At 31.5% G+C, this 19,243-nt stretch carries 17 protein-coding genes; 3 read left to right on the top strand and 14 right to left on the bottom strand.

Annotated features, from left to right (window positions below; genetic code table 11):
* Positions 1 to 19: 19 nt before the first annotated feature.
* Positions 20 to 358, top strand: a complete 339-nt coding sequence (locus L992_RS05430) for a PTS lactose/cellobiose transporter subunit IIA (RefSeq protein ID WP_047382960.1) — start codon at positions 20 to 22, stop codon at positions 356 to 358.
* Between the two features lie 50 nt (positions 359 to 408).
* Here the strand turns inward: L992_RS05430 and L992_RS05425 are convergent, their stop codons facing one another.
* The 3 genes from L992_RS05425 to L992_RS05415 form a co-directional block, all read right to left on the bottom strand.
* Complete coding sequence (locus L992_RS05425) at positions 409 to 852, bottom strand: DNA starvation/stationary phase protection protein (RefSeq protein ID WP_047394850.1); 444 nt, start codon at positions 850 to 852, stop codon at positions 409 to 411.
* 91 nt (positions 853 to 943) lie between these two features.
* Positions 944 to 1,696 (bottom strand): IclR family transcriptional regulator, encoded by a 753-nt coding sequence (locus L992_RS05420; RefSeq protein ID WP_047394847.1) that lies wholly within the window; start codon positions 1,694 to 1,696, stop codon positions 944 to 946.
* Between the two features lie 3 nt (positions 1,697 to 1,699).
* Complete coding sequence (locus tag L992_RS05415) at positions 1,700 to 2,209, bottom strand: membrane lipoprotein lipid attachment site-containing protein (RefSeq protein WP_047394844.1); 510 nt, start codon at positions 2,207 to 2,209, stop codon at positions 1,700 to 1,702.
* A 162-nt stretch (positions 2,210 to 2,371) separates the two neighbouring features.
* Here L992_RS05415 and hcp point away from each other — a divergent pair, with 162 nt between their 5' ends.
* Complete coding sequence (hcp, locus tag L992_RS05410; RefSeq protein WP_156110648.1) at positions 2,372 to 4,039, top strand: hydroxylamine reductase; 1,668 nt, start codon at positions 2,372 to 2,374, stop codon at positions 4,037 to 4,039.
* Between the two features lie 63 nt (positions 4,040 to 4,102).
* On the opposite strand, the gene L992_RS05405 is transcribed toward hcp, so the two are convergent.
* Positions 4,103 to 5,092, bottom strand: a complete 990-nt coding sequence (locus tag L992_RS05405; protein ID WP_047382954.1) for a sugar kinase — start codon at positions 5,090 to 5,092, stop codon at positions 4,103 to 4,105.
* Between the two features lie 2 nt (positions 5,093 to 5,094).
* Positions 5,095 to 5,733 (bottom strand): bifunctional 2-keto-4-hydroxyglutarate aldolase/2-keto-3-deoxy-6-phosphogluconate aldolase, encoded by a 639-nt coding sequence (locus tag L992_RS05400; RefSeq protein ID WP_047394841.1) that lies wholly within the window; start codon positions 5,731 to 5,733, stop codon positions 5,095 to 5,097.
* Between the two features lie 198 nt (positions 5,734 to 5,931).
* On the opposite strand from L992_RS05400, the gene L992_RS05395 reads away from it, so the two are divergent.
* Positions 5,932 to 6,570: a carbonic anhydrase gene (locus L992_RS05395; protein WP_047394840.1), complete on the top strand. Its 639-nt coding sequence runs from the start codon at positions 5,932 to 5,934 to the stop codon at positions 6,568 to 6,570.
* A gap of 143 nt (positions 6,571 to 6,713) precedes the next feature.
* On the opposite strand, the gene L992_RS05390 is transcribed toward L992_RS05395, so the two are convergent.
* The 9 genes from L992_RS05390 to glgB form a co-directional block, all read right to left on the bottom strand.
* The gene (locus L992_RS05390) at positions 6,714 to 7,433 is read right to left on the bottom strand and encodes a basic amino acid ABC transporter substrate-binding protein (RefSeq protein WP_047394837.1); all 720 of its coding nucleotides are present in this window, start codon (positions 7,431 to 7,433) and stop codon (positions 6,714 to 6,716) included.
* 25 nt (positions 7,434 to 7,458) lie between these two features.
* Positions 7,459 to 8,187, bottom strand: a complete 729-nt coding sequence (locus L992_RS05385) for an amino acid ABC transporter ATP-binding protein (protein WP_047382946.1) — start codon at positions 8,185 to 8,187, stop codon at positions 7,459 to 7,461.
* Positions 8,184 to 8,846, bottom strand: a complete 663-nt coding sequence (locus L992_RS05380) for an amino acid ABC transporter permease (RefSeq protein WP_047382944.1) — start codon at positions 8,844 to 8,846, stop codon at positions 8,184 to 8,186. Before L992_RS05380 ends, L992_RS05385 begins: the two co-directional genes overlap by 4 nt.
* Before the next feature lie 384 nt (positions 8,847 to 9,230).
* Complete coding sequence (locus L992_RS05375; RefSeq protein WP_052191744.1) at positions 9,231 to 11,168, bottom strand: glycoside hydrolase family 13 protein; 1,938 nt, start codon at positions 11,166 to 11,168, stop codon at positions 9,231 to 9,233.
* The gene (locus L992_RS05370; protein WP_047394834.1) at positions 11,161 to 13,593 is read right to left on the bottom strand and encodes a glycogen/starch/alpha-glucan phosphorylase; all 2,433 of its coding nucleotides are present in this window, start codon (positions 13,591 to 13,593) and stop codon (positions 11,161 to 11,163) included. The genes L992_RS05375 and L992_RS05370 overlap by 8 nt, the downstream gene beginning before the upstream one ends.
* Positions 13,590 to 15,032: a glycogen synthase GlgA gene (gene glgA, locus L992_RS05365; protein ID WP_197053386.1), complete on the bottom strand. Its 1,443-nt coding sequence runs from the start codon at positions 15,030 to 15,032 to the stop codon at positions 13,590 to 13,592. The genes L992_RS05370 and glgA overlap by 4 nt, the downstream gene beginning before the upstream one ends.
* A 21-nt stretch (positions 15,033 to 15,053) precedes the next feature.
* On the bottom strand, positions 15,054 to 16,145 hold the full coding sequence (gene glgD / locus L992_RS05360; RefSeq protein ID WP_047382940.1) for a glucose-1-phosphate adenylyltransferase subunit GlgD: 1,092 nt from the start codon (positions 16,143 to 16,145) through the stop codon (positions 15,054 to 15,056).
* Positions 16,145 to 17,263, bottom strand: coding sequence for a glucose-1-phosphate adenylyltransferase (locus L992_RS05355; RefSeq protein WP_047382939.1), 1,119 nt, complete (start codon positions 17,261 to 17,263; stop codon positions 16,145 to 16,147). Before L992_RS05355 ends, glgD begins: the two co-directional genes overlap by 1 nt.
* A 3-nt stretch (positions 17,264 to 17,266) precedes the next feature.
* Entirely contained in the window at positions 17,267 to 19,147 is a 1,881-nt protein-coding gene (glgB, locus tag L992_RS05350; RefSeq protein WP_052193914.1) for a 1,4-alpha-glucan branching protein GlgB, read from the bottom strand.
* Positions 19,148 to 19,243 lie beyond the last annotated feature (96 nt).

Below are 19,243 nucleotides of genomic sequence, written 5' to 3'. Positions count from 1 at the left end.
TGGTTTAGGAGGAGTTAAAATGGTAGATTTTACAGAAGATGAATTAGAAGAGATTATATTTTCAATAGTTGCATATGCAGGGGAAGCTAAAGGGTGTGCTCACCAAGCCCTAGCATTTGCTGAAGAGGGGAAGTTTGAAGAAGCTGAAGAGTGTATGAAAGAGTGTGATGCAGCAGTATTAAAAGCTCATCATGTTCAAACAGATATGATTCAAAAAGAAGCGGGAGGACAAAAGATTCCTTTATCAATCGTTTTTGTTCATGCACAAGATCATTTAATGACAGCTCTTTCTGAAAGAGAATTAATTAAGAAAATGATAAAATTAAACAAAAGATTATTTGCATTAGAGAATAAATAATAAAAAGCCCCTTGAAATTTCAAGGGGTTTTATTTTTGTGGTTAGCTTAATTATGCAAGCCAAGCTCCAAACATCCAAATATGTTTTTGGTAAAGAGCAGCTATATCAGTCATAAGAGAAAGAGTGGCTTGATTATCCTCTTTTTCAGCTAATTTCATTATAATATTAATTTCAGCTAAAAGAACTTTAAAATCTGCAAGCATAAGATTAACAGCTTCTTTAGCACAATAAGGTTTACTTTCAATCTCAGAAAGAACTGTATGTTTTAAATAAATAGCAAGAGACGCATGTGGTCTATGTCCAGCCATAAGCAGTCTTTCTGCAACTGAATCTATTTGTTCATCAATCTCTGACATTATTCCATCAAGCATAGGATGGATAACGAAAAAGTGCTCTCCAACCAAATTCCAGTGGAAGTTGTGAACTTTCGCTTTGAAAACATGTAAATCTCCAACAAATTTGTTCATTTGAAATACTAAATTCATATTATCCATAAAAAATCCTCCTTTAAAAAGCGTGGTTAGTTTTACTAACATCGCTTCTATTATTCGAGAAAAATTTATATTTCCTTTAAAAAAATTAAAATTAATAAGACATTTTTTGTAAAACCTCACTAATTTTGTTACAAACTTCTTTCATAGCTTTAATAATTTCATTTATATGTGGTTCATTTGAACTGCTACTAAAAAAAGGACAACTAACAGCAGCAATGATTTTATTATTTTGATCATATATAGGAGTAGCGACAGCACTGATTGTATTTGAATGTTCCATATTGTCAAAAGCAATTTTTTTAATATTCACTTTAAAAAGCTCTTTTTTCAATACATCTCTATTTGTAATAGTATTTTCAGTATATTTTGGTAAAACTTCAGGAAGAAGAGAGCTTAATTTTTTTTCTGTTAATTGACAGATTAAAATTTTACTAGCAGCTCCAGCATGAAGTGGAAAAATTGCATTTTCAGGAACAGTAATTTTATAATAATCATTACTTTCAACAGAAGCAATTACTCTAATTTTATTTTTATCAAATACACTTACTTTAAATGTCTCTTTAAATTTTAAAGAAAGCTCCTCTAAATATGGATAAGAAACATTTTTAATAAGATTATAGTTTTCATTTTTATTAGAAAAATAATCAAATTTATTTCCAAGAGTATACTCTTTTCCACTTTGACTGACATACCCAATAGACACTAAAGTATAAAGAAGTCTATTTGTAGTAGCTTTAGGGATAGATAGATCCCTAGAGATTTCAGCTTGTGAAGCTCTCTCTTTTAGATATAGATAATTAAAAATTTTATCTATTTTTTCCATAGCAGGTACAAGTTTTTTCATAAGCTAACTCCCTAAAATTAAAACTCTAGATATTTTGCCAAATCCTTTTTGGTATATTATTCTTTCGACGTTTCCATTGCTATATGTTTTTTCAACTGTTATCTCTTGACCAGATTCAGCATCGATAAAATCAATAATTTCATACCTATTTCCAGCAGAAGTCCAATTGTTTCCAATCTTAAATGGAAGCTTTAAAACAGTCTCTCTAGTATTAAGATTAAGAGTAGCTAAATCAGCAGTGGTATCTTCCCCAGTAAAAACTAAATCAATTGAATCTTTTGTAATTAGATATATTTTTTGAACTGTAGTTGCAGTATCGGTTATATTTTCAACAATAAACCTATGTCCATTATGATTTATATATTTGCTAGAAGTTTTAAATCCAGCACCTTCAAATCCACCTTTGTATTCAAAGTCTCCAGCAACAAAAAAATCAGAAACTTTATAGTTAGTATTATTGCTACATCCCATAACTAAAAGTAGAAAAACGATTAAAAATGTAAATTTCTTCATAAATTCCTCCCAATAAAAAATATTTTAAGAATTAATCCAATTATACTCTAAATAAATCAAATCTACTAGAAAAAAAGTTGTTTTGTAACATATGTTACAGAAAAATATAAACTATACTGATATAATCTATTTAGAAATTTTAAATAAAAGGAGATTAAGAAGATGGAAAAAATACCAATGTTTTGTTTTCAATGTCAAGAAACAGCAGGAAATAAAGGCTGCTCAGTAGTAGGAGTTTGTGGAAAACAACCAACAACATCAAACCTTCAAGATTTATTAATATATATAGCAAAAGGAATCTCAATATTGAGAGAAAATATAGCTTTAGAACTAAGATTAGAGGATAAAAAATTCAATTCAGAGTTAGATTACTATATAACAAATGCACTATTCATAACTATCACAAACGCAAACTTTGATGATAATATGATAGCGGAAGAGATCTTAAAAGGATTAAAGTTAAGAGATAGATTAGAAAACTTTGTAAAAGAGAACTCAATAACTATAAAAAGATTAGCTAATCATGATGCAATGACATTTAGAGTTGAAACTTTAGCTGATATGAATAAAAAAGCTTTAAGTATAGGAGTTTTAAGTACAGAGAATGAAGATATAAGATCATTAAGAGAAGTTATTACTTATGGATTAAAAGGAATGGCAGCTTATTATGAGCACTCTGTAAACTTAGGATATGAAAACTCAGAGATTGTGATGTTTATAGAAAAAGCTTTAGTATCAACATTGGATAATAGCTTAGAGTTAGGAGATTTAGTTGGACTTACATTAGAAACTGGAAAGTTTGGAGTAGATGTAATGGCTTTACTAGATTCAGCTAATACAGGAAAGTTTGGAAATCCAGAAATCACAGAGGTAAATATAGGAGTTAGAAACAATCCAGGAATTTTAATATCAGGACATGATTTAAATGATATCGTTCAATTGCTAGAGCAAACAGAGGGAACAGGAGTGGATGTATATACTCACTCTGAGATGTTACCAGCTCACTACTATCCAGAGCTAAAAAAGTATAAACATTTAGCTGGAAATTATGGAAACGCTTGGTGGAAACAAAAAGAAGAGTTTGAGACATTCAACGGTCCAATTATCTTCACAACAAACTGTATTGTTCCTCCAAAAGCTGGAGCTTCTTATGAAGGAAAAGTATTCACAACAAATGCAACTGGATTCCCAGGATGGAAAAGAGTAGCTGAAAAAGATGGAAAGAAAGATTTTAGTGAAGTTATAGAGCTTGCAAAAACTTGTGCCTCTCCAACAGAGATTGAAACAGGAAAGATAGTTGGAGGATTTGCTCACAACCAAGTGCTTCAATTGGCTGATAAAGTTATCGATGCAGTAAAATCTGGAGCAATCAGAAGATTCTATGTAATGGCTGGATGTGATGGAAGAATGAAATCTAGAGATTACTACACAGAGTTTGCTGCAAACCTACCAAAAGATACAGTTATATTAACAGCTGGATGTGCAAAATATAAATATAATAAATTAGATTTAGGAGATATCGGAGGGATTCCAAGAGTTTTAGATGCGGGACAATGTAACGATTCATACTCGTTAGCAGTTATAGCTCTGAAATTAAAAGCGGTATTTGGATTAGAGGATATCAACGAGTTACCAATAGCTTATAATATAGCTTGGTACGAGCAAAAAGCAGTAATCGTTTTACTTGCATTATTACATTTAGGAGTTAAAAATATAAACTTAGGACCAACAATTCCAGCATTTTTATCAGGAAATGTTTTACAAGTTTTAATAGATAACTTCAACATTGGAACTATAAGCAGTGTAGAAGAGGATTTAAAAAGATTCTAATTAGTTTTAAAAATATAAAAAAGCAAAAAGGTAAGGGGTGAGTATCCTTACCTTTTTTATATATTATCTAGAAACAGTTGAAATACCATTGTTGATGATGTTATAAATCTCATCTTTTGAAACTAGGTTTGCATCTCCTCTTACAGTATGCTTATATACAGAAGCAGCAGTTGCAAAATCTACAATCTCCTTAGGTGATAGGTTGTTGTAGATTCCAAATAGTGCACCAGCAGCGAAGGCATCTCCTCCACCAACTCTGTCAACGATTTGGAAGGTATATCTAGGTGAGCTTACAAGCTCACCATCTTTAAAAACGAAACCAGTTAAAGAGTTCTCATTAACCGAGTGAGTCTCACGCTTTGTCGAAAGCAAAAACTTAATGTTAGGGAAGTTTTTTGTGATTTCTCTATAATACTCTGTTAAATCTAAATGATCTCCCAGTTTCATAATGTTTTTAGCATCTAAAACTCCAGCAAAACAGATATCTACATATGGCAAGTAGCTAGTTAAAACCGGAGCAGCTTCATCTAAAGTCCAAAGCTTTCCTCTGTAGTTGAAATCAAAACTGATTAAAACTCCCATCTCTTTTGCTTTTATCATGATTTTATCCATTAACTCTTTACAACTATCTGAAAGAGCAGGAGTGATTCCTGAAAGATGTAAAATCTTACAATCTTTTAAAATATTTTCAATTTGAAGTTCAGTATAATCTAAAGTAGAGAATGATGAGTATTTTCTATCATAGATTACAGATGAAGCTCTTACACTTGTTCCAACCTCTAGGTAGTAAGTTCCAAGTCTTTCTCCACCTAAGACTATATTTTCAGTAGCTACATTGTTAGCTTTTAAATATCTGAATATTGAATCAGAAAGTGGATTGTTTGGCAACTTAGTAACATACTCAGATTCAATTCCAAAGTTAGCTAATGAAACAGCAACGTTAGCTTCTCCCCCACCATAATCGGCTCTGAAAGTATTACTTTGTACAAATCTATTGTTGTTTTCTGTAGAAAGACGTAACATTATCTCTCCAAGAGTTACTATTTTACTCATAATTAGATCTCCTCTCTAACCTTTTTAACTTTCTCAACGAAAGCTTTAGCAGCAGCAGTGATCTCGTCACTTGGTCCAGTAGCTAATTTACCACCAACACCAACAGCAACTACTCCATTTTTTATCCATTGGTCAACATTGTCTATTGACACTCCACCTGTAGGCATTATGTTTGCTTGAGGTAGAGGTGCCTTTACAGCTTTTATAAAGTCTGGTCCAAAGGCACTTCCAGGGAAAAGTTTTATAATGTCACAACCTAACTCCATAGCTTTAAGCATTTCAGTTATAGTCATGCATCCAGGCATATAAGGGATAGCGTATCTGTTACAAAGTTTAGCAGTTTCTACATCAAATCCTGGAGAAACAATATATTTTGCTCCAGCTAATATAGCAAGTCTAGCAGTTTCGCTATCAAGTACAGTTCCAGCTCCTATAATAAAGTTATCTCCAGGGAACTCTTTAGAAAGTTCTCTGATAACTTCAGTTGCTCCAGGAACAGTGTAAGTAACTTCTATTGCATTAACTCCACCAGCGATACAAGCGTTAGAAATACGCTTGGCTTCATCTAGATTTTCAGCTCTAACAACAGCAACTACTCCAGTACTAATAATTCTATCTATAATTTCGTGTTTTTTTAACATAATTTGAAACCTCCTCAGAATTCGTTTCGTTCATTCAACAAGTAAATTTTATAAAAAAAGCAATAAATAAACAATATTAGTTTTATAAAAATGTTCCACATATGGAACTGGTCAAAAAAAACCACTAAAAAAGTAGAAATATAGTGGAAAATATAGTAGAATATAAAATAAGACTCTATTTTATTTGAGGAGGAAATAATGCAAAACTATAACGATTTATTAAGAGAGAATTTAGAATGGGTTGAAAAAAAACTAGATTTAGATAAGGATTATTTTAATAATCTTTCAAAAGGGCAAAATCCCCCATTTTTATATATAGGATGTTCAGATAGCAGAATGCCGATAGATACATTCACACAGAGTGAGCCTGGGAGTTTCTTTATTCATAGAAATATAGCGAATCAAGTTTTTTCAAATGATATGAATTTTTTAGCGACATTAGAATACGCAGTAGAACAGTTAGAAGTTGAACATATAATTGTTTCGGGTCATTATGAATGTGGAGGAATAAAAACAGCTCATGATAAATGTAGACACTCTTCTATAATTTCAAGTTGGTTAATGCCAATAAAAAAGATAGAGGTTGAACATAAAGAGGAGTTAGAAAGTCTTGAGAATGAGCAAGATAGATTAGATAGACTTACAGAGTTAAATGTATTAGAGCAATTAAAGCATATATTTGAACTTTCAGTGATAAGAAATAGAATTGAAACAGGGAAATATCCAAAAATTCATGGGTGGATCTTAGATATTAGAAATGGAAAGATAAAAGAGATGGAGATTCCTTTTGAAGATTGGAAAATAAAAGGCATTATTCCGAAAGAGTATGAAATTTAGAAAAGTTTAAAAGAATGATTAATTTGTTTCACCAACGGAATTCATATACTTTTCGGAAGAATAAATTTATCATTTGAAGTAGGTTATAAAAAAAATGAAGAAAGTGAATATCCCCTCTAGAAAATATCTAGAGGGGGATTTTTTTACATATGTTTTTTTAATAGTGAATCATAAGTTCCATCGGCTTTAATCTCTTCTAAAGCTTTGTTTATTTTTTCTAAAAGATCAACATTTTTCTTTGATATAGCGATTGCATATTCCTCTGCTTCACCAGCAGTTTGAGCTAGCTTTAGAGCTTTATTGTGCTTCACATAGTTTAAAGCTGTTTCTGAATCTAAAACTATAGCATCAATTTTTTTACTTTGTAGCTCCATTATAGCAGCGTAAGATGCATTATATTTTTTACTCTTAACCTCTTTCATCTCACTTACAACAACATCTCCAGTGAATCCAAGAACTACTCCAACTAATTTTCCATTTAAGTCATCAAAAGTTTTAATATCTTCGTTAGATTCATTTAGAATTATAACTTGGTTTGCTGTATAGTATGGCTCTGAGAAATTAACAGTTTTCTTTCTTTCTTCATTTGCAGTCATTCCTGCAATAACAATATCAATTTTGTTCATCTCTAAAGCCGGAATAAGTCCGTCAAAAGACATGTCTTTGATAACAATATCCATTCCAATTTTTTCTCCAATGGCTTTAACAAGATCGATATCAAATCCAACAACCTCTCCTTTATCAAGGTATTCAAAAGGTGGAAACTCAGCATTTGTTCCAACATAAAGCTTCCCCTTAGCAAAACTGAAAGAACTCATAACTAACATTAAAAATAAAACCAACTTTTTTGAAATCTTTTTCATAATCTCCTCCTAGTAATAAAATATATTAATGGTTTAAAACTTTTTCTATAAACTCTTTTGCTCTTGAATGATTTACTCCTTCGAAGAGTTCTTCAGGAGTTGTATCCTCTAAAATTGAACCTCCATCCATAAATAAAACTCTGTCTGCTACTTTTCTAGCAAACCCCATTTCGTGAGTAACAACAACCATAGTCATTCCATCCTTAGCTAAATCTCTCATAACATCAAGAACTTCACGAATCATTTCAGGGTCTAAAGCCGAAGTAGGTTCATCGAAAAGAATAACTTCAGGATCCATACAAAGAGCTCGTGCAATAGCTATTCTTTGTTTTTGTCCTCCAGAAAGTTGCTCTGGATAAGCTAAAGCTTTATCTTTTAATCCAACTTTTTTTAGAAGAAGAAGAGCTTTTTCTTCGACATCCTCTTTTCTCATTCCTTTTACTTTTAAAGGTGCAAGAGTAAGATTTTCTAAAACTGTTTTATGTGGAAATAGATTGAAATGCTGAAACACCATTCCAACCTTAGCTCTCATAGCATTGATATTAGTGCTTGGATGCATAATATCCTCTCCACTTATATATATGTGGCCAAGAGTAGGCTCTTCTAAACGATTAAGACATCTTAAAAACGTTGATTTTCCACTTCCAGATGGACCGATAACTGCAACAACCTCACCTTTATTGATATGAACTGAAACTCCTTTTAAAACTTCTAAATCGCCAAAACTTTTAAATAGATCATCCACTTTTATCATGCTTTATTCAACCCCTTTTCAACGCCTCTCATAATTTTTGTAAATATTCCAACTAAAATAAGGTATATAAATCCAACTAGTAGTAGTGGTTCTACTCCTCTGTAAGTTTGAGAAGTTATAATGTTTGCAGATCTTAAAAGATCAACTCCACCAATGAAACCAACAATAGAAGTTTCTTTTAAAAGTGTTATAAATTCACTAACTAATGCAGGTAAAATTTTTCTGATAGCTTGAGGAATAATAACCTCCTTCATAGCGATAGGATAGCTCATTCCTAAAGCACGAGACGCTTCCATTTGGCCTTTATCAAGTCCTTCAATACCAGCTCTGATAATTTCAGCAACATAAGCACTAGAGTTTATTCCAAATGCAATACCAGCTACTAAGAAAATTGGTATATCACGGAAACCAGCAAAAACAATATTAGCAAGAATTAGAAGTTGAACAACTGCAGGAGTTCCTCTAATTAAATCAATATAACAAATTGCGATTATTTTAAATTTTGATAATCTTAAAAGTGCGATAAAAACTCCTAGAATAACACCAAAAATGGCTGAAAAGGCAGTTACACCAACAGAGAATGTTAAACCTTGTAGAACATACTGGTATCTGTAACCATCGATAAAAATTGTTTTAAGTACAGCTAAGTAATCTCCCATAAAAATCTCCTTTATTAGTATTTTAATATATAAAAAAAGTCTAAAAGTATACTATACTCTCAGACCTTTAAATACAAAGATAAATAATTTCAAAAAGAAAACCATATATAAATGAAAATGGATGGTCAGCATCAAAATTACCAAGAATATAACAGAATATAGAGTTGCTTATTATTTTGTACCCTATTCCTATTTTTTCTGAATAACATGACCTGACCCCCTTTAAAATATTCTTAACTACTAAAGTTTGATTGATTATAAACTATGAAAATTATTTTGTCAAACATTTTTTTTTAGAAAATTTTTTCCTGAAAATACCTATGAGAAAACAATCACATATACCCTCAGGAAAAAAGCTGAGCGGGGGGGTGCTCAGCTCTTTTGTCAGACCCTTTTACTGCTGAATAAAAGAGTCTTTAGTGGGGGGATTTTTATTGGGAAATTAGTAGATGAATCCGTTGGAATGATTAGGGGGTCATTCCAACGATATATGTCAGTCGTAATATTATTACTAAACTGTCCCAGAAATTCCTTTAAATTTAATTTAAAAATTTTTGATTTATAAGGATTTCTATTACTTATAACTCCAATAAAATCTTTGCTATTTGGAAAAAATCTGACATAAGCAAAAACGTCAGGATGAGGCGAGAAAAATTTAATCTCACCCTCTTTTAAAACTTTCGATCCATCTCTTAAAAGAGAGATTTTTCGATACCATTTTAAAAGATCTTTATCCTCATTTCCCCAAGGATAGGTTCTTCTATTGTCAGGATCCTTTTCTCCTTCTAATCCAACTTCATCTCCATAATATATAACAGGAACTCCAGGAAGGGTAAATTGAATTAAGCTTAAAGATTTTAACATTCTAGTAGTAGCGGGATTATAATATTTAGGATCAATACTATAATTTTTAACAATCTCTTTGACAGAGGTCTTAATCCTTTTAACATCGTGACTTCCTAAAAGGTTATAAAGTGAGTAGTAATTCTCTCTAGGGTAATTTTCTTTTAAAGAGTTCATATATTTGCATAGAGTCTCACTATCAATAGAACCATTGTAAAAATTTAAAAGATAGGTTCTAAGTGGGTAGTTCATAACAGAGTCTAGTTGCTTTCCATTAAAATACTCTCGTCTTTGACCGTAGCTAATCTTATTGCTAGCATCTTCCCAAACCTCACCAATAATGACAGCCTCTGAATCAATACTTTTACATTTGTATCTAAAACTTTCAATAAAAAAACTAGGAAGTTCATCTGCAACATCAAGTCTCCAGCCTTTAATTCCAGTTTTCATCCAATGGCTTAAAACGCTATTTTCTCCCTGAACAATATATTTAAAAAAACTAGGTTCTAACTCATTCACACAGGGAAGATCCTTTATTCCCCACCAAGAGTCATAATCAAATGGATAGTTATGAAATCTGTACCAAGGATAAAAAGGAGAGGATATCGATTTTGTGGCCTCTTTAAAATATAAACTATTTTTACCAGTATGATTGAAAACTCCATCTAAAATAGTATAGATTCCATTTTTTTTACACTCTTTTATCATCTCTTTGAAATCTTTAAAAGTTCCAAGAATAGGATCTATTTGATGATAATTATTTGTATCGTATCTGTGGTTACTAGTAGCTTCAAATATTGGATTAAGATAAAGAGAACCAACATTTAAGCTTTTTAAATAATTTACTTTTTGAGTGACACCTTTTAGATTTCCTCCAAAAAAATCCCAACGAGCAATTTCATTTTTACTATTTTTTATATACATAGGAGTATCACTCCATTTAGCATATATAAAACTATTATCTTTAGGAGAGTTAATTTTTCCATCACGATTTCCATTAAAAAATCTATCTGGAAAAATTTGGTAAGCTATACTCTCTTTAAACCAGTTTGGAGAAGGATTATTTTTATAAAAAAGAGTTATTTGATAATCAAGAGGAGAGGTTTCATAAATCTCTCCAATACCTCCAAGAGCCAAAGGGTTATTTCCGTAATAAAAAATTGTATTATCGTTTCCAATTTTTAGTTTGAAATGATAAAAAATTGTTTTAGCGACACTAGGAGTTATAAAATTAAGAGACCAGACTTTATAGTCTCGGTCTCCAATTTTTTCAATCTCAGTTTGAGAAAATTCAAATTGAGATTCTGTATCATTTTTTAAAATTAGGGATACCTCTAAACAATTTATAGAAGTATCTGTTAAGATTTTAAATGCAACTTTTTCTCCAGAGGGAGTAGCACCAAAAGGTGATTTAAATTTTTCATCTTGAGAATTAAAAATTATAGAATCTTTAGGTAAAGAATATGAAAGACTATTCATCTCTTTTCACCCTCTTAATATGCCAGATGTCTTCGGCATATTTGTTGATGCTGTTATCAGAAGAAAATTTACCAGAGTGAGCTATATTGACAAGAGACATTTGAAGCCATCCTTTTTTATTTTCATAGAGAGCATTTATTTGCTCTTGAGCTTTAACGTATGCTGAAAAATCTTTAAGCACAAAATAAGGGTCTCCTTCACCAAAGATATGATTTAAAATATCTTTAAATTCATCATGGTTTTGAGAGAAAGTTCCATCTTTTAGTTGCCCTATGATTTTTTGTAGCGTTGGATTTGAATCAAGATACTCTCTAAAGTTGTAGCTGTGAGTTTTCTCTAAATCCATAACTTCAGTTGAAGTAAGTCCAAAGATGACCATATTATCGTCACCAACCTCATCGTAAATCTCTACGTTAGCACCATCTAAAGTGGCTAAAGTGATTGCACCATTCATCATAAATTTCATATTTCCAGTTCCAGAGGCTTCCTTAGAAGCTGTAGATATCTGCTCACTGACATCTCCTGCAGGGATTATAAGCTCAGCAATAGAGACACCGTAGTTTTCAAGGAAAACAACTTTAATTTTATTTCTAATACTAGAATCATTATTTACAACCTGAGCCACTGAAGTTATAAGTTTTATGATATTTTTAGCCAAATAATATGAGGGTGCTGCTTTAGCTCCAAAGAAAAATGTTCTAGGAACAATATCTAGTTCAGGGTTTTCTTTTAATTTATTATATAGATATATAATATGGAAAATATTTAGTAGTTGTCTTTTATACCCATGTAATCTTTTTATTTGAACATCAAAAATAGAAAACGGATTGATATCAACGTTATAATTTCTTTTAACAAATTTGACAACCTCTTCTTTATTTTTCAGCTTTATTTTATCTAATTTTTCTAAAACTTCATCATCATTTATACACTTTAAAAAATTGATAAATTTATTAGTGTCTTCAATACACTCAGGACCACTATTTTCAGTTACCAATTTATAGAGCTCAGGATTTGCATTTTTTAACCATCTTCTATGAGTGATTCCATTTGTTTTATTATTAAATTTTTCAGGATAAAGAAGATAGAAATCTCTCAATTCACGATTTTTTAAGATCTCTGTATGCATTTTAGCAACTCCATTTATAGAGTGAGAACCAATTATAGCTAGGTTTGCCATTCTAACTTCACCATAATTTATTATTTTCATAGAGTTGATTTTATTAGAATCACCATCATATTTTTTAGATACCTCTTCACAGAAACGTCTATCAATCTCTTCTATAATCATAAGGATTCTAGGAACAGTTTTTTTGAACATGTCATATGGCCATTTTTCCATTGCTTCTGCTAGGATAGTATGATTTGTATAAGCAAGAGTTTTAACCGTTATGTCCCAAGCTGTGTCCCAATCTAATCCTTCTTCATCAAGTAGTAATCTCATAAGTTCAGCAACAGCGATTGCTGGATGTGTATCATTTATATGTACTCCAATAAAATCAGGGAATCTATGAATAGGTTGTTTCATCTCTTTATATCTTCTTAAAATTGTCTGAAGTCCAGCACTCACAAAGAAATATTCCTGTTTTAAACGAAGAAGTTTTCCACTAAAACTTGAATCATCAGGATAAAGAACTTGTGATATAGCTTCAACAGCATATTTTTTATCTATATATTTTTGATAATCACCTTTTTGAAGTCCGCTCAAATCAATATCTTCATCTGGAAGCTCAGCACTAAAAAGTCTTAAAGTATTAACAATCTCTTTGTTAGAGCCAAGTATAGGCATATCATAAGGAACAGCTACAATTTCTTCACATCCAGAGTAGATAGGTTCAAGCCCTTCGTGTGTTTTAGTAAGAACAACATTTCCACCAAATTTTACGATGACACTTTTTTCTGGTTTTTTAATCTCCCAAAGAAAATCCTCTTTCAACCAGTTATTTAAAAGCTCTTTCTGATAACCATTTACAATTTTTTGAGTGAAAAGTCCATGCTTAAATCTAATACCACATCCGTGACCAGGAAATCCTAATGAAGCCAAAGAATCCATGAAACAAGCTGCAAGTCTTCCAAGTCCCCCGTTTCCAAGAGCTGGGTCTGGTTCAAGAGCAAGAAGCTCATTTAAATCAATGCCTAAATCCTTAAGACCATCTTCGACAGTTTCTCTAATATCTAAATTTAAGAGATATGTGTTTAAAAGTCTTCCAATCAAAAATTCCATAGAGAAGTAATAAATCTGTTTAACCTCTTTTTTAGTATAATAAGCGTTAGTTTCAGCCCAAGTTTCAGATAGATAATCTCTGATAAGTTTTCCTAGAGCTAAGTATTTGTGTTCAGGTGAAGCCTCTGTAGGTGTTTGAGCAAAGGTAAGTATAAGTCTTTTTTTATAATCCTCTTTAAATTGGTTTTTATTTAAATTCATAAAAGACCTCCATAAAGTGCTTTGTATTTTTTAGCAGATTCCTTCCATTCTGAGTTATACTTCATAGCTGATCTCATTAGAGCTGTCCATGATTTTTTATCTTCATAGAAAATTTTGGCAGCATATTCCATTTTAAATAGCATATCGTGAGCATTATAGTTTTGGAAAACAAAACCAGTACCACCAAGTGTTGCTGGGTTAAAATTAGAAACTGTATCTTTAAGACCACCTGTTTCTCTAACTAAAGGTATCGTTCCATATCTCATTGCAATAAGTTGACCAATACCACAAGGTTCAAAAAGAGATGGCATTAAAAAGAGATCACAAGCTCCATAAATTTTTCTAGCTAACTCATCACTGAAAGTTATATTAGCAGATAATTTTTCAGGATGAGTATATGAATAGTAATTAAATAGATCTTGGTATTGTGTGTCACCAGTTCCAAGAACTACAAATTGTAGATTGATATTTAAGATATCATCCATAACCCATTTTATAAGATCAAGACCTTTTTGGCTAACTAAACGAGAAACTAAGCCAACCATAAAGACATTTTCATTTACAGGTAATCCCAATCTTTTTTGTAGTTCAGTTTTATTTACAATTTTCTTTTTTAAATTAGTAAGGCCAAATTTCTCATAAAGTTTATCGTCTTTTCTAGGATCATAAAGCGAGTAATCAATACCATTAACAATACCGTGAACTTTACTTCCAAGTTCAACAATAAGGCCGTTTAGCTTCTCACCATAGAAAGGGTATGTGATCTCTTTAGAATAGTTTTCACTTACAGTTGTAACTAGGTCAGAGTATATAAGCCCACCTTTCATGAATGAGACCCCATCATAAAATTTAAGTTTATCCTCTGAATAGTATGAGAAATCAAGTCCTAAAAGTTCTCCTAAAATATCTTTAGAGAAGATACCTTGATATTTCAAATTATGTATAGTAAAAACAGTTTTTGTATCTTTTAATAGTTCATTTTCACTGTAGAAAGCTTTTAGTAATACTGGAATCATTCCTGTATGCCAATCGTTACAGTGAATAACATTAGGGATAAAGTTAGGGATATATTTAATAGCTTCTAAAACTCCTCTACAATAAAAAGAGAAAATCTCACCATCATCATAGTGTCCATAGGGCACGTGTCTTTTGAAATAATATTCATTATCTAGAAAGTAGAAATCAACACCATCATATTCCAAATGGAAGAGTCCAGCGTATTGATTTCTCCAACCAACAGGAACTGTAAAAGAACCTAAAAAGTCCATTTTTTCGACGAACTCTTTAGGGATATTTCCATTTTTAGGAAGTATAACTTTAGCATTAACACCAACTTTTTTAAGGGCTTTAGGGAGTGCAAGAGACACATCCCCAAGCCCACCAACTTTTAAGAATGGATCAGCTTCCGAAGTAGCAAAAAGTAGATTTATATTTTTCATATTCTTTCCTCCTTTTGCAGATTAAAACTTATATTTTTTTTGAATAACAAGAGGATAGAAAGGATTACCTTCTAAATCTGTATTCTCTAAAACAACGTTTTTATCAACAATAACATTTTTCAAATGAGTACCAGATTTTATAGTACAATTTTGAAGAATTATAGAATTTTCAACAACAGCACCTTTTTCAACATTTACATATCTAGAAAGGATACTATTGACAACAGTTCCCTCTATAAAACATTCGTTTGAAATAATAGAGTTCTTAACAATTGATTCACTTAGATAGTGAGTAGGGATTGAATCTTTTACCTTACTAAAAATAGGTCTATTTTCATTGAAGAACAGTTCTTTTAAAGTAGCAGAGTTAATTAAATCCATATTAGTTCTAAAGTAGTTAGCTAGCGAGTTAAGACAAGAAAGATATTCTTTATGCTCAAATCCCATTATTTTTAAATTGTTTTTACTTCTATAAATAATATCTTTTAACGATAAATCTCTACTAGGTTTCGATAGAATTAAAGACATTAGTAAAGATTTTTTTATTAAAAATATCTCTGTAGATATATTTTGATTTTTCTTAGGTAGATAGTTTGCAAACGCTCTATTTAGATAATTTTTCTCATTGAACTCTAAGATATCACATCCTAAAAAGTTTTCGTTTGGTTCAGCAATATTTTTGTATATAACCGTGATATCACTGTCAGAAAGTTCGTGAAACTCAATTGCCTTGTCTAAATCTATATTAGCTACCATATAAGTTGGCGCGATTACAACCATTCCATCTTTACTATTTAAAAGATCTTCAAAACTATCGATAAGTAGTTCTGTATCAGTTGTAAAATCTCCAGTATGTATAGTTAAACCACCATTTTTTCTATTTAATCCCCAAGATTTAGAAACATCAAGATGATTTCTTAAAGAACGACAGTTTTTATTTGTAAGTACATGAATATTTTTAATACCAGCATTTTTCATATATGAAAGAGGAAAATCGATAGCACGATACTTACCAGCAATAGCAACTGTTGCGATTCCTCTATGTTGTGTAAGAGCCTTTAAAAGTTCTCTACTTTCGAAAGCAGTTATAATTCCAGTATAGTTTGATAACATTATTCATCCCCCCCAGTAACAAATAGAATCTCATCTTTTCTTCCGTATTTTTTACCCTCTTCAGTTATCGCTTTTTCGCCTAAAATAATTCTATTTATATAGCTATCTTTTTTTATTACAGCTCCGGCTAAAACGACACTATTATGAACCTTAGCCCCTTCTTCTACAACGACTTCGGCAGATAAAACTGAATTTATAACTTCTCCTTTAATAATACACCCTTCAGATATAATTGAGTTTGTAATAACAGCATCCTCTTCTAAAAGATGACCTGGTTTATTAGTTGCTTGAGAGTATATTCTCCAATTTCTATCAAAAAGATCAATCGGATGTGAAGCATCTAAAAGGTCCATGTTTGAGGCCCATAAACTTTCGATAGTTCCAACATCTTTCCAGTATCCAGCAAAAGGATAAGCCATAAGTTTTTGTCCTTCGCTTAAAAGTTTAGGAATTATATTTTTACCAAAATCCTTATCAGATTTTTTATCTAATTGATCCTCTCTCAAAGCTTTCTTTAGAAGAGGCCAACTGAATATATATATTCCCATGCTCGCTAAAGTACTTTTAGGAACTTTGGGTTTTTCTTCAAACTCATAGATTTCACCAGCTTCAGTTGTATTCATAATACCAAAACGAGAAGCTTCATCAATAGGAACATCAATAACAGCTACAGTAGCTCCTGCGCCTTTAGAGATATGGAAATCTAGCATTTTATCATAATCCATTTTGTAGATATGATCTCCGGATAAGATAAGAACATACTCAGGATCATACATATCAATATAGTTTTCATTTTGGAAAATAGCATCAGCAGTTCCCTTATACCAACGATTTTCAGATTCTGTTGAATAAGGAGGTAAAATACTAACTCCAGCTCCTTCAATATCCAAATCCCATGGGCTTCCAACCCCAATATGTCTGTTTAAAAGGAATGGTTTATACTGAACTAAAACCCCAACAGTATCAATTCCAGAGTTAACACAGTTACTTAAAGGAAAATCTATAATTCTGTATTTTCCTCCAAATGGAACAGCTGGTTTAGCAACATCTTTTGTTAACTTTTTAAGTCTGCTTCCCTGCCCCCCAGCTAAAATCATAGCAATCATTTTCTTTTTCATAGTTTAAATCCCCCTTTTTTTAAATATTGGTTTTAAAAATAGTGTACAAAGTGGAGCTATGTTTATAGAAATAGAGAATGGTTGTTCATCCAACTCTCTATTTATCGGTTTAATTATACTGGGATTTGTTTGATTTCCTCCCCCGAAAATATCTTTATCACTATTAAAAACTTCCATGTATTCAGCCATCCTAGGAACTCCAATGGAATGATTGATATATTCATTTTTAGTAAAGTTACAAATTACTAAAATAAAATCATCTGGATTATCCCCTTTTCTAATAAAGGAGATGAGCTTTTGTGTATGGTTTTTATGATTGACCCATTCAAATCCATCAGAAGAAGAGTCTTTTTCCCAAAGAGCAGGTTCAGATTTGTAAAATTCATTTAATTTACTGATATAAGTTTTAACAGAATCGTGTTGTGGATATTTTAAAAGTTTCCATTCGAGTTCGTCATAGTATCTCCATTCAATAAATTGTCCGAATTCTCCACCCATGAAAAGAAGTTTTTTTCCAGGGTGACCTATCATAAAGCCATAAAACATTCTAAGAGAATCAAATTTTTGAATGTAATCACCACTCATCTTATCAAGGAGTGATTTTTTTCCATGAACAACTTCATCATGAGATAAAGCTAATACATAGTTTTCGCTAAAAGAATACATAAGTGAAAAAGTTAAAAGGTTGTGATGTTTATCTCTTTCACAAGGTGAATAAGACATGTATCTAAGCATATCATTCATCCAGCCCATATTCCATTTATAGTTAAATCCAAGTCCACCCTTGTAGCTTGGGGCGGTAACTAGTGGCCAAGAGGTAGCCTCTTCAGCAATCATTAATGGGTTTTTGTAGAGTTTGAAAATTGTTTCGTTGAGTGTTCTTAAAAAATCAATAGCTTCTAGCTTAGCGTCTCCACCAAGAGCATTTTTTAGGCCAGTTTTTTCACGGGCATACTCTAAGTATAAAAGATTTGAGACAGCATCAGCTCTAATTCCATCAATATGAAAATGTTCGAATAAAAATGTTGCACTTGATAATAAAAAGTTTTTTACAAAGGGTTTAGTAAAGTCAAAGTTAGCAGTCCCCCAAATAGGATTTTCCCCCAAAATATTGTGATCATACTCAAAAAGAGGTGTTCCATCGAATCTATATAATCCATGGGCATCTTTACAGAAATGTCCAGGGACCCAGTCTAGAATTACCCCAATTCCAGCTTTATGACATTCGTTAACTAGATGTTTAAAGTCTTCAGGAGTACCGTATCTACTTGTAATAGAAAAGTATCCAACTCCTTGATAGCCCCAAGAGGCATCTAATGGATGCTCGGTAAGAGGCATTATTTCAATATGTGTAAAACCTGTTTCCAAAATATAAGGAACAAGTTTTTCTGCAATATCTCGATAATTTAGAAACTCTCGACCATCTTCAGGTCCATCCCCACGATTGTAGTTTCTTTTCCAAGAACCAAGATGAAGTTCATATATACTAATTGGTTTTTTGTATATATTCTCTTTGGCTCTTTTATTTAACCATTCGCTATCCTCCCAATCGAAGTCTTTGAATGGGTTATAGACAATAGAAGCAGTATTAGGTCTAACTTCAGAATAAAAAGCAAAAGGGTCACTTTTTAAAAAGATTTTTTTATTGCTATCGGCAATCATATACTTATAGATTGTTCCTTCTTTTAAATAAGGAATAAAAAGAGACCAGACTCCAGTTTTGTCATCTTTTGTCATATAGTTTTTTTTCCCATTCCAATCGTTAAAAGTACCTACAACTGAGACCTTAGTTGCATTTGGTGCCCATAAAGTAAAGAGAACTCCAGTTGCTCCATTTATTTTTTTTATATGAGCTCCGAATTTTTTATAAAGAGTATAATCCATAGAAATCCCCCCCTTTTTAAATTGTTTCTGTTAACTTAAAATTTATTGAAACTACTCCAATCCTTTGAGGTATAATAGTTATTCGACCAACCAATA

The sequence above is a fragment of the Cetobacterium sp. ZOR0034 genome (assembly GCF_000799075.1).
Taxonomy (GTDB): Bacteria; Fusobacteriota; Fusobacteriia; order Fusobacteriales; family Fusobacteriaceae; genus Cetobacterium_A.
This window is presented reverse-complemented; position numbering and strand designations above follow the sequence as displayed.